Annotated in this window: 9 protein-coding genes; 1 reads left to right on the top strand and 8 read right to left on the bottom strand. The window is 48.3% G+C overall.

Annotated elements, in window-relative coordinates; translation table 11 throughout:
- Positions 1-3: 3 nt before the first annotated feature.
- The 6 genes from ABC831_RS01925 to ABC831_RS01900 form a co-directional block, all read right to left on the bottom strand.
- On the bottom strand, positions 4-1,017 hold the full coding sequence (locus ABC831_RS01925) for an ABC transporter permease (protein WP_343246609.1): 1,014 nt from the start codon (positions 1,015-1,017) through the stop codon (positions 4-6).
- Between the two features lie 14 nt (positions 1,018-1,031).
- Positions 1,032-2,018, bottom strand: a complete 987-nt coding sequence (locus ABC831_RS01920; protein WP_343246608.1) for an ABC transporter permease — start codon at positions 2,016-2,018, stop codon at positions 1,032-1,034.
- A gap of 25 nt (positions 2,019-2,043) precedes the next feature.
- Positions 2,044-3,534 carry a sugar ABC transporter ATP-binding protein gene (locus tag ABC831_RS01915; RefSeq protein WP_343246607.1) on the bottom strand — a complete coding sequence of 497 codons (1,491 nt, stop codon included), beginning with the start codon at positions 3,532-3,534 and terminating at the stop codon, positions 2,044-2,046.
- A 375-nt stretch (positions 3,535-3,909) separates the two neighbouring features.
- On the bottom strand, positions 3,910-4,743 hold the full coding sequence (locus ABC831_RS01910) for a hypothetical protein (RefSeq protein WP_343246606.1): 834 nt from the start codon (positions 4,741-4,743) through the stop codon (positions 3,910-3,912).
- 12 nt (positions 4,744-4,755) lie between these two features.
- Entirely contained in the window at positions 4,756-5,820 is a 1,065-nt protein-coding gene (locus ABC831_RS01905; RefSeq protein ID WP_343246605.1) for a DUF5716 family protein, read from the bottom strand.
- Between the two features lie 4 nt (positions 5,821-5,824).
- On the bottom strand, positions 5,825-9,430 hold the full coding sequence (locus tag ABC831_RS01900; protein ID WP_343246604.1) for a DUF5717 family protein: 3,606 nt from the start codon (positions 9,428-9,430) through the stop codon (positions 5,825-5,827).
- Between the two features lie 150 nt (positions 9,431-9,580).
- Here ABC831_RS01900 and ABC831_RS01895 point away from each other — a divergent pair, with 150 nt between their 5' ends.
- Positions 9,581-10,693, top strand: a complete 1,113-nt coding sequence (locus ABC831_RS01895) for a pyridoxal phosphate-dependent aminotransferase (protein WP_343246603.1) — start codon at positions 9,581-9,583, stop codon at positions 10,691-10,693.
- 101 nt (positions 10,694-10,794) lie between these two features.
- Here the strand turns inward: ABC831_RS01895 and ABC831_RS01890 are convergent, their stop codons facing one another.
- Both ABC831_RS01890 and ABC831_RS01885 read right to left on the bottom strand, forming a co-directional pair.
- Positions 10,795-11,601, bottom strand: coding sequence for an MBL fold metallo-hydrolase (locus tag ABC831_RS01890; RefSeq protein WP_343246602.1), 807 nt, complete (start codon positions 11,599-11,601; stop codon positions 10,795-10,797).
- A gap of 398 nt (positions 11,602-11,999) precedes the next feature.
- The gene (locus tag ABC831_RS01885; RefSeq protein WP_343246601.1) at positions 12,000-12,236 is read right to left on the bottom strand and encodes a hypothetical protein; all 237 of its coding nucleotides are present in this window, start codon (positions 12,234-12,236) and stop codon (positions 12,000-12,002) included.
- Positions 12,237-12,258: the final 22 nt, after the last annotated feature.

Genomic DNA, 12,258 nt, shown 5'->3' with positions numbered 1-12,258 from the left:
GGCTTATTTGGCAGCAGCCGCTGCTCTTTCTTTGATCTTTCTGTTATCTTCCATCACTTTGGTGATATAACGAAGTGCCAGAACTACGATCAGGATACCACCGGTTATGATATTGATGATATAGCGGTTTACACCCAGGATATTCAATCCTGTCGAGATAACCTGTACGATGGCGACAGCCAGAACGGTTCCTGCTACTGTACCATGTCCGCCGGAGATACTGGTTCCGCCCAATACTACCGCGGTAACCGCCTGCATCATGTAGGAAGAACCGTAATCCGTCTTCGCTGAATTATATCTGGAAGAAATCAGGATCGATGCAAGACCCGACATAATTCCTGAGTAAATATAAACCTTCATGAGTGTTTTCTTTGTATTGATTCCTGAGAACCGGGTTGCAATCTCATTGCAACCTACCATATATACTTCCGTCCCCCAGGCGCTTCTCTCAATCAGAAGGTAGCTGACGATAATAACCACAATGTAAAGAATGATGGGGAAAGGAATTCCCAGCACCGAACCGTTGCCCAGGAAGGAATATGCTTCCGGGAACCCGGAAATGGAACCGCCCTTTGTAAAGGCGAGGCCCAGGCCTTCAAACAACGTCTTGCTTCCCAGAGTAACCAGCATGGCGGCAACGCCGATATAGGCCACTACATAACCGTTGATCACACCGCAGATCACCGCTACTACCATACAGGCAATAAGTCCTAAGATAATTCCCAGCGCATTGTTGTTCTGGCTGAACTCACTGGACAGAATAAACGCACATACGATACTGGAAAGGGCAGCGCCTGTGGTGATGGAAAGGTTAATCCCGCCGGTCAGAACCGCGATCATCATGGCGATCGCCATAAGGCCGAATTCCGGCATCTGGAACATCATGGTCTTAATATTGTTTCCGGAAAGGAACTTATCCGGCGATAATATACTCATCAGGACAAAGATACCGATAAAGATAATTGCTAATGTCAATTCATTGGAATGTTTGGATCTCAAATTTTTATAAAATTTCATTTTATCAATTCCTCCTATTCCTCAACATCGACACGAACAAGTTTCGCCTGTTCACGTTTCCGGTTAATAACGTCTACAGATACAGCTATAATAATTACGAGACCCATAACAACTTTCTGCCAATAGTTAGGGATTCTGGCCAGGATCAGACCGTTTTTCAGAACTGCCATCAGGATCACACCTAAGGTCGTGCCAAAGACAGTACCCGTACCACCCATAACGCTGGCGCCGCCCAAAACTACGGTGGAGATAACATCCAGTTCATATCCGGTATAAGTATTCGGGTCAACCTGACCTACGATGGAGATATGAGCCGCAGCTCCCAGTCCAGCCATCATACCACAGAAAGCGTAGATAAAAATCAAAATCCGATTTACATTGTATCCGACACGAACTGCGGAAGACTGACTGCCGCCGACCGCGTAGATCCCACGTCCAACCAGTGTAAACTTCAGAATCAGCCATGTAACCAGTCCGGCGAAGATCAGCATAAAGAGCTGTGTCGGAATGATACCAAAGAGCTTAAAGGAGCCAAAGCTTACCCACCACTGGGGCAGCCCGGAAATCCAGGCACCGCCGGTTCCCAGAAGGACCGCACCGTTTACGATCGTCATAACACCCAGCGTCGTAACGATCGGAGGAATATTAAACTTGGTGATAATCAATCCATTGATCACACCTACTGCTGCTCCCACAATCATAGCCACCAGTATTACAATGACCGGATTGGAATTCGGGAATGCCAGCATAAACTTACCTATTACAACAGCGCTAAGTGCGATCGTCGCAGATACCGACAGATCGATACCGGCGGAAATCAATACCGGCAGCATTCCAAATGCCATAATACCATATACGGAATTACTCTTCATAAAGTCCATGATATTGGTTACGGTCAAAAATGCGCTGCTCAAAAATGTCAGAATTACGGATAAGATCACAACAATCAGTATAATACCGAATTCTTTTCTTTTCACAAAATTCTTAGCGAAATTCTTCACGTTTCCTTACCTCCCTATCTTTTCGTTAAACAACGGCCTTACTCATGATCATTTCCTGCGTCAGGTCTTTATTCAGGAATTCTCCTGCAATTCTGCCCTTACGCATGACTAGTATCCGGTCGCTGACAGATAAGATTTCAGGAAGCTCCGAAGAGATAACGATTACCGCCGTGCCCTCACTGGCCAGTTTTCTGATAATCTGGTGAATTTCTGCTTTCGCTCCGACATCGACACCGTTCGTAGGTTCATCTACGATCAGAATCTTTGCCTCGGTAGAAATCCATTTTGCCAGAACTACCTTCTGCTGATTACCACCGGAGAGCTGCATTGCCAGCATATCCGGGTCATTGGGGCGGACATCCAGCATCTCTACCCATTTATCAACGGAAGCGCGCTGAGTCTTACGATCGATTAATCCCATTTTATTTCTGTATTTTTTCAGTACCGGAAGAGTAATATTACTTTCAATTGTCTTCGGCAATACCAGTCCCTGGGTCTGTCTGCTTTCCGGAATATAGGCGATACCATGCTGCAGCGCCTGCGCCGGTGATTTGATATGTACTTCTTTTCCCTGCACGTAAACCTTACCGGAATCCGGAGGATTGATACCAAATATCGCCTGTGCCATCTCACTACGTCCGGCACCTACCAGACCAGTAATACCGATCACTTCACCTTCGTGAAGTTCAAAATTGATATTCTTGAAGTTACCCTTCTTCGAAAGTCCTTCTACCTTCAAGGCAACCGGACCTTTATTTTCCAGGTTCGCGTAGCTCTTGATCTCAACCTTACGGCCAACCATCATGGATACCAGATCATCCTCGGTAACATCTTTGGCGTTCACCGTATCGACATACTGTCCGTCACGGAAAATCGTAAAGCGGTCGGAGACATGGAACAATTCTTCCATTTTATGGCTAACGAACATGATAGCGATGTTCTTTTTCTTCAGATTATCAATGATGCCATATAAGGTTTCTACTTCGTTTCTGGACAAAGCCGATGTGGGCTCATCCAGGATAATCATTTTGGCGTCCTGCGCTACAGCACTGGCGATTGCAACCATCTGCTGTTTTGCCACCGAAAGGTTCTCAACGATTTCCTTCGGATCAATCTCGGCACCTACAATAGCCAGGGCCTTAACTGCTTTCTCGTTGATCTCTTTCCATTTCAGGACCGGGCGGTTTTTCTCGATGATCTCATTGATTCCGATATTTTCCGCAACGGTCAGGTTTCCAAACAAACTGAAATCCTGATATACAACCGATATACCCTGACGGATGGCATCCATAACACCGTTCAACTTTGTTTCTTTTCCCTCGATCACAATCTTGGCTCCCAAATCCGGTTGTTGGAAACCGGACAGGATTTTGATCAATGTCGATTTGCCGGCACCGTTCTCACCAACCAGTGCATGTACCTCACCGGGAACGATGTCAAACTTGACGTTATCAAGCGCCTTCACACCAGGGAAAGTTTTACTTACGTTTGATATTTCCAAAAACTTTTCCTTCACCTTTCCACCTCCGCGAATCATGAACAAACTTTTGCAATTATGTCTAGAATGTGCATTTGCTTTCGTTTGTGATTATTATAATTTCCTTCGGCAGTATTGTCAACAAAATAAATTGCCAAACAGGCTATTTTGCCTATTTGCCCAAAAACGTCTCCCTGTTTTTGTGTATTTTGACAGTCCCATTCCACAAATTCGAACTTTTTCCGGTTTTTTCTTTTTCGCTCAATGATTTATTTAATCTTCCAGCAATTGGATTTTCTCAACATTTTTCCCGTTTTTATTCACAACTCGTTCATATTTTATTTATTTTTTGTTTTGAATCGATCATAGTCGAAACTTTCGAAACGAAATTCTCTATATAAAAATGCCGCACTGTTAAGCAGTACGGCATTGAATATTTTTCCTGAATTCCCGCTTCCATTCACCGGTAAGGGAATATAGCTCCCTCCTGTCATCTTCTCCGGCCTGAGCAAGCACACGTTCCAATTCCCGGCCTTCCGCGCCTGACCGGTTCAGCTCCTGGAGTTCCTGAATCCGCTTCTCCACTTCATCCGCCTGTTGTTTCGTAGCCTGTCCTCTCTGGATCAGCCCGGCGTAAAGCTCTTTTGGAAGCCCCAACCGCAGGGCTGCTGTAAACTCCAGCATCACTTCCGGATCTTTCTTCAGGCGGTAGGAATGCATATAATACTCTGAGGCCTCTTTAAACCGGAACATTCTGGCACAGGCCGTACCCAGGTTATGGTACACCTGAGCATAAAAACCGTCGTAGGCCTCGGCCCCCTCATTCTCAAGGATCTGCCTGTATTCCCTGATCCCAGCTTCATAGCGGTGCAGTTCCACGTAGCGGTCGCCTCTTTTTTTTCGTTTTACACTCTCAGGCTCATTCAAGATCATCCGCAGCATTTTTCCGGCCTTCTGAATCTCCTGGGCATTCAGATATGGGGCGTCTTCGAAGATCCGTTCCATAATATGAATCAGTCCCGTATTCTGCCGGACCATCTCCCGGATATCACCGGCCAGCACCGGAAGTTCCAGGTCCCGGTCCAGCCAGCGCACAAAGTTCTCAGTCAGCATCTCCCGTTCGAACAAGTACAGATTATGATATAAAAAATAGCACAGTTCCTCATAGGAATAGAGTCTGACATCCGCCTGTTCCATATAATAGGGAACCACCGCTGTCTTTCCATGGCATAACCAGATTCCGCCCATCACTGTTTCCTCCTATATCGGGATGTCTTTTTCCCAGCTCAGTCCACTGGGCGCAAAGAATTCGCCGAATCCAATGTCTTCTACCAGCACGTGACAACATCCCACATTTTTGCAGGTAAAGGTAATCTTAAGTCTCGTAGTTCGCTTCGGCCGCCTGGGAAGGCCCGGAATGGGGATGACTTCCTGTCTGGATTCTCCCGTATAAGCCGACTGGACCACCAGGCCGATCTCTTCGGTATCATCCGCCATCACCTCGCACACCACGCGGCAGGTTCTCCAAAAAAGCCCCGCAGGCATCACTTCCCTGCACTCTCTTCCGATCTTCGCTTCGGTCAGTATACCGATAAAGCTCTTCGTATTCCGCTCCCCCAGATAGATAAAGGGCACTTCCCCGCCGCCGGATTCCCTTTTCTCCTTCGCAAATTCCAGGGCCGCATAGCAGGCACCCTTGGAAAACAGATTTTTCCCCTGAAAAACCCTTCTGCCGGCACACAGTACTTTTAAGGAACGTTTCATCCAGTTTCCTTCAAACTCTTCTCCTGACAGGAACACGGAAGACACCAGTTTTTTTCGGAAATAATTCATCGCCAGCTCTGCAAAAGCCTCATCCATACCGTCATTCCCGTCAAAAACCTTTAGCGGCCCCGGATAGACCTGTACCAGGTACGGCCTGGTCTGGCGTTTCATAATCATCTCATAACTTTTCAGCACTCCCTGCTCCAGCGTAAACAGAACTACCGCGTGGTTCCACAATTCCGGCTCCTGATGCACCACAAAGTGCACAAAGCTCTCCAGATGATCCTGCACGCAGATCACCGATTCCGGTATCCCGGCGCTTTGTATTTTCTTAACCCATTCCACTGTAATATCCGAATCGGGATCTTTAGCCGTCAGGACAAAAGCCTGCACTTGTTCCGGCTCACAGGCTCCCGCCACCGCACAGTCCTCTTTTTCATGATTGACCGGTATCGTGACAGTCATAGGTTCCTCATCGTTACCCACAAAGCTAAGCCGGATATCATCTTCCGTGATATTGCATCCAAAATGTCTTCTCTGCTGTTGTGCCAATCGTGTCACCCCGCTATTCCTTCAGCCCAAATAAATGTTCGGTCAGCATATTTACTTCCTGATATTCCTTCATCCTGTCCGCCAGCTTGTCCTGACGCTTCATTCGCAGTCCGTCTGGCTGTATGCCATCCGGCCCCTCCTCTTCTTCCGCCATCAGCACGGCATTCAGCATATCATACTTCATGCCGGCTGCGACGGTGTCCGGTCCGCCCTGCCGGTAGAATCTGGTATCGGATTTGGTCTTTGTCCCGTCACTCCTGATTTCGGTAAAATAGTACTGCAGTGTTTCCCCATAAAACAGGGGGATTCCTATTACAAAAATCCCTTCCAGCATATGCTTCATCTCTTCGCAGAAATACGCTTCCTCCCGGGCATCACCGCTGACTATTTTGTAGGAAAAGATTACGGTGCTTTTTTCCTCCGTCCGGTATTCCAGATAAGTGTTTCTGGACAGTTCCTGGGGCAGCCGGATCTTTTTTTTCAGTTCCTGGTATATGGCAAAATACATATCCCGGTCCGCAAACATCCTTATTATCCCCAGCACCATCTTCTGCTCTTCGTCTGACAGTGCTTCTTTTTCACCGGCCCAGGCCAGAATTGCCAAAAGGCATATATCCGCAAGTCTTTCCTTCTGCCGGTACTCCCTGGCCAGAAGATTCATCACTGAAGCATCCGGCTTCTTTCCCTGCATGATATAGAGCCAGGATTCCCATGCCAGATAAGCCGACTCAAGCCTGTGTTTCGGACCTTTTTGGCAGTAATCGAGAAACATGGCATCCCCCTGTTCACTCATCTGTTCCGTAAACAGGATCTGCATCAGTACCCGTTCTTCAAACTCATAGGTATCGATCTCAAACTTGCGGGCACAGTTCCAAAGCTCAAACAGCTGCTTTTGCGGCCCTTTTAAGCAGGCCAGAAGATACTGAAGGATCACCGTATCATACTTGCTGTTTTCCCATACATATGCACAAAGGCCCAGCAGATACCGGTCCTGTTCATAATCATTCATCATCACCAGCCTGGCACACAGTTTCACCAGCATCCGCAGAGGCACTCTCTCATAACCATAAATATTGACCGCCGTGTAAGCCTCCGGATATCTCCCTCGTTCGATCAGAAGCTCTGTCAGTTTATGGGCTTCTTCTGCCAGGAACATTTCCTCCCTGCAGGTATCCAGAAAGCCATCGGGATCACGGCCTTCCCTGTTTTCATAATAGTAATTCAGGATACCGCTTCGAAGCTGCCGGTAAAATGGCCTGCTGATTCCCGGCTGAACCGACAGTGCTTCATAAAACGCAATCGTTTCATCTTTATAACATAGCGGTCTGCCCTGTTCTTCACACACATGCAAAAGAATCCCCATGTGACCGCCCGCCAGTTCCTTGCATTTTTCAAGGAAATCTGTGTTCTTCATCACGCGGATACATTGTGAAGCGGTTAACGCCTCACACCAGTGTTCCTCCCCATCGTCCAGCAAAACCACTGCATTTTTCGTATACAGCCGGACATAGGCTGTCCCCTGCTGTACAGGCACCCGGCGTTCTTTTTCAAGCCCCGGGTGAAGAACGGTGGCATATTTTACCTTTGTATCCTCTGTGTTCAGCCTGCAGGTAAATAGTACATCCGCCAGCGCCCATGCCAGTTCGGCTGTGAACGGTGTCTCCTTCAGCATTTGCTGGTATACTTCGGCCAGATTCTCATTGATCCGCCTCTCCATCAGCTGTTCCAGGGCAAAGCGCTCCATCAGCGGCACAAACTTCTGATAAACCGGAAGGTTCTGCTCCCGGTATCGGATCACGTTCGCATAGAGCTGCGCCTTCTTCCGGTAGTCCAGCTGGCTGTGATAAGCAAAATATAACAGAATCTGCTGCGGCAGGGGCTGCGCAAAGTCCTGCGGGAGCGCATACATATAGTACTCATACAGCCTGGTAATCTTAAGCTCCTGTTCCACCCCCAGCGCATACCACTCAAATGCGCCGCTATCCGTCACATTCCCTTTGATCAGCAGGGAACAGATCGCCGCTGCCGTGTCCTTCATCCCGAACTCCCGATAACAGTAGACCAGGATACGGTATAGAATCTCCTCATATTTTTTGTATTTGGCCGCCAATAGAGATACCCGCTCCGCGATCTCCCTCGTAACTATCCCATGCTTCACCGCATAGCTTACTATCTGCAGTTCAAAATTCTTAAGTTTATTGAGCCGGCCCGGATTTTTCCGGATCAGATCATAGGCTTCCAGATATATCATAGGGCTTGCACAGCCCTGCGCAAAACGCTGTTCGATCAGTTCCAGTTTTCTCTCCTGATTGCGTTCCAGATTCTCATCCATATAGAGCAAGACCCACAACAGTTTCCAGCTTCCCTGGCACTTGCCGCAGAGCTCCTTGACCTCGAAAGACACTTTATTGATATAGCTTCTGTCCCTGGAATACAGACTCTGCAGATACAGATAATATCCCCTGGCCTCAGGCTGCGCTTTAATTTCCGCATTGCCGTCCAGCTTATTCAGCATATGTCTGGCCTCTTCGTTATTGCGTTCCGCCAGCAGCAGCTGGATCTTTACCAGGACATAGAATACATTTCTGTCGTCAGCCTTTTCCAGCCATTCGATCTCTTCTCTGGAATGGTCCGTCCAGGTCTTTAGCGGTATCTTCCGATGTTTAAAATCCATATACAGCTGCATAAGCCGTACCTGGCGCCGTTTTACTTCCAGCCTGCGTTCTCTTTTGCGGCGGACGTCCTCATACACCGCCTCCGCTACTTCCACTTCATAGGCAAGCTCCTGTCCCGGGGCCTTAAGGGTTATCCTTCCAAAATTCTTACCGCTGTGCAGCAGCCCGGCATCAATCCGGTAATGAAGTTCATATAAGTCATTATGGAACGTTCCGGAATGAATCAGTGATGTGTCAGGAATCAGCCAGGGCACGTCTGCCGATACCCGGACATTCTGGTATCCCGGCACACTTTTTCGGATCGGCAGTACTTTCTCCTCTTTGGTATCCGACTCGTAACAGCGGATTTTATAACTGTCTATGGAAATCCGGGCGTTTGGTTTCAGGCCTGCCGCTACCAGGAAACCTTCCAGGACCTGTTTTTCCGTCGTGGTTTTCAGGCAGCCCCGGTAGATTTCCCGGTACTTCTGATCCCTGCCTTGGAGCAGCTGTTCAAAATCCCTGCGCACAAAAAAACGGTAAGCTTCCTCATAATCCTCTGCCGCCAGTTTCACAAAGGCTTCCAGCGTATCCGCCGGCAGTACCGCCTTGTCCGCAGCCTGCTGTCTCACCGACGCCAGAAACGGCAGTTCATACTCGCCCGCATCAGAAACCACCCAGAAGCTGCCGGCTGCTTCTTCTTTGTCCATCATACCTGCAGCGTCAAATATGTATTCGATCTCAATCGTACTGTCCTTAAATTCCGGGTTCAGGACCTGCATTCTCGGCGAAGAGGAGTACACTTCTCCTTTCACCAGCCGGTCATGTTCCTCTTTCATAGAAAATTTACCCGTATAAGTCTCTGCTTTTTTTAAGACTATTTTTACCGGCTCCTCCGGCATTACAAGCTTCAGGGTTTCATACCGGAACACCCCTCTGGCCATCTGTTCAATTCGTCCGATCATGCAATCACCAAGCCTTACTCCAAGCCTTAGAAACAGTTGCTTTTTTATTAGAATCACGCTATAGTAAATTATACACTTTAAAACAATACCGCGCAACAAAAGATATACCATAGATATGGTATCGTGCGGCCGGAAAGGCAGATGTCATCTATGATAAAACATGTAGATCATTTTCACGGCAGCGATCTGGAAAAAATCGCTTCCGTATACGGAATTCAAAAAGAGGATATTGTAAGCTTCAGCGCCAATGTAAATCCGCTGGGAATATCTCCTAAGCTACGGGAAGCCCTGTCGGAAAAGATCGATGTGATCACCTCTTACCCGGACCGGGAATACACTTCTCTTAGAAAATGTATCGCCCGCTACGCACATACAGACCCCGGTAATATCATCGTAGGCAACGGTTCCACCGAACTGATTTCTCTGTTCATACAGATCGAACACCCCAAAAAAGCGCTTATCATCGGACCGACCTATTCGGAATATGAGCGTGAAGTATCCCTGGGCGGAGGAACCTCTTTATACTATCCGCTGCAGGAGAGCGAAGACTTCAAACTGGATGTGGAGCGTTTCTGCGGTAAATTAAACGAGAGCATTGATCTGTTGATCATCTGCAATCCGAATAATCCCACTTCCACCTCCATCACCCGCTCCGACATGCGCCGGATCCTGGACGTGTGCAAACAGCATGATATCTATGTTATGGTAGATGAAACCTATGTAGAGTTCGCGCCGGACGGCCTGGATGTCACTGCAGTACCACTGACGGAATATTATAACAACATCGTCATCCTGCGGGGCATCTCCAAATTCTACGCCTCTCCGGGCCTGCGTCTGGGCTACGCCATCACCGGCAATGACGATCTGGTCAAAAAGATCAACAACCGCAAAAATCCCTGGACCATCAACGCTTTGGCGGAAGCAGCCGGGGAGCTCATGTTCCAGGACACGGATTATATAAAGGCTACCAGACAGCTGATCTCCACGGAGCGCAGCCGGATCTATCAGGAATTAAGCAGTTGGGATACGCTGAAAGTATACGAACCCACCGCGAATTTTCTTCTGTTCCGGATACTCAGGGATTCTGTTACCGCACAGGATATCTTCGATTCCTGCATCCGCAGCTGCATGATGGTCCGCAACTGTTCCACCTTCCCGTTCCTGAATAATAAGTATGTACGGTTCTGCTTTATGAATCCTGCCCAGAATGACGAGTTGATCCGCTGCATCAAAGGGGTCTTAGATGGAAATGCAGTACTGTAAGTCCCGGCAGAAAAAGCGGCATCATGATTATACTTTATAGAGCAGCTATGCTGCGACTCCGCCCGTTAGGGCATGCATTAAGGGATGCTGTAAAGTATACCTTATAAAGTTATAGTCATACCGACTCCCGTTTCGGTTATTGGGATTGTTTGGTGGATTTTTGCCTTTGCCTTAAATGAGACGCAATGACTGGGATATAAATTTTTAAGCTGCAGGTTTTCCAGATACGTTATTGTACTTTCCAGCTGCCCATCTTCCTGAAACAGATGGAAACCGCCGAGAACGCCTGCTATTCTATGTATTCCCGTTACCTTTCGGGCATGTTCGATCATGTTGCAGATGCCGCTGTGAGAACACCCGGTTATGACGAACAAGCCGTCTTTTCCGATGTAGGCCAGAGCCGAGTCTTCCATTACCAGATCCGGAATGCGCCCCCGGGAAGTATATTTCCAACCAATCTGGCGGCGGGGTTCGAAATCATTGTATGATGGGATCTCTCCTAAAAAAAGCAGATTTGGCGCAAGCCAATAGGGCTCTGCCGTAAAGGTGACGCGGAATCGTTTGCGAAGCTCTTCTTCCCGGTATGGAGCGCCTATGGGTCCGCCGTCGTACTCTTTTTCCCAAAAGGTTTCGGGGTGGGCGATCAGTTCTAACTGGGATGTCTCCATCCATTCGCTCAAATATCTCAAGCCGCCGGTATGATCATTATGTCCGTGTGAAATAACCACCCTGTCAAGCTGTGTCAAATCAATTCCCATACTACAGGCATTCTTAAGAAAGACATTTGAATATCCCGCATCAAACAGGATTTTCTCTTCACCTGCTTCCAGATAAAAACAGGCTGCCGGTTCCCCTAAATAATACTGATCTATAAATGTATTGTTGTCCACCAACACAGTCAATTTCATGCTACACTCCCCCATCATTTTATTGCACTCCATAATTACTACTATCTTTTACCTTACTATTTTTTACCACTAATACCTTATATCACTAATACCTTTTATCACTATTACTTTTTATCACTATTACTTTTTATCGCTATTACTTTTTATCACTATTACCTTTTATCACTACTTCCTAAATATACCATCAGCCCCGAAAATCATCAACTGCGAAAATTCTGCACCAGTGCAGGGACTGGGGGCTGCGGAAGGGATGGGATGGTTAGGGCCCGGGCGGCGGGCATGGCGGAAGCGGCCTGCTGGAAACGGACAGGGGGCTGCCTGCGTCCCGGGAGAAAACGGACCGGTATCCGCGGCATTGGGCGGCCGGACGGCTGCTTAGCAAAAACGGACCGGTGGATTCAGGATGCGTGGCGGCGTTCCCCGCCGACACGCAAGGGGCTCTGAACCGAGAACGCCTCAAGCGTTCTTGGTGAATAGCCCCGGTTCCTGAATCCACCGGTCCGTTTTTGCTTAGCAGCCGCCGGCGCAAGCCCACAGCCGCGGATACCGGTCCGTTTTCTCCCGGGACGCAGGCAGTCCCCTGCCCGTTCCCAGCAGGCCGCTTCCGCCATGCCCGCCGCCCGGGTTCTAACCATCCCACCCCTTCCGCAGCCCTCA

The sequence above is a fragment of the Diplocloster hominis genome, assembly GCF_032380655.1.
In the GTDB taxonomy this organism is placed as follows: domain Bacteria; phylum Bacillota; class Clostridia; order Lachnospirales; family Lachnospiraceae; genus Diplocloster; species Diplocloster hominis.
Note: the sequence above shows the minus strand (reverse complement) of the source record. Positions and strands in the feature narration are given on the sequence as shown.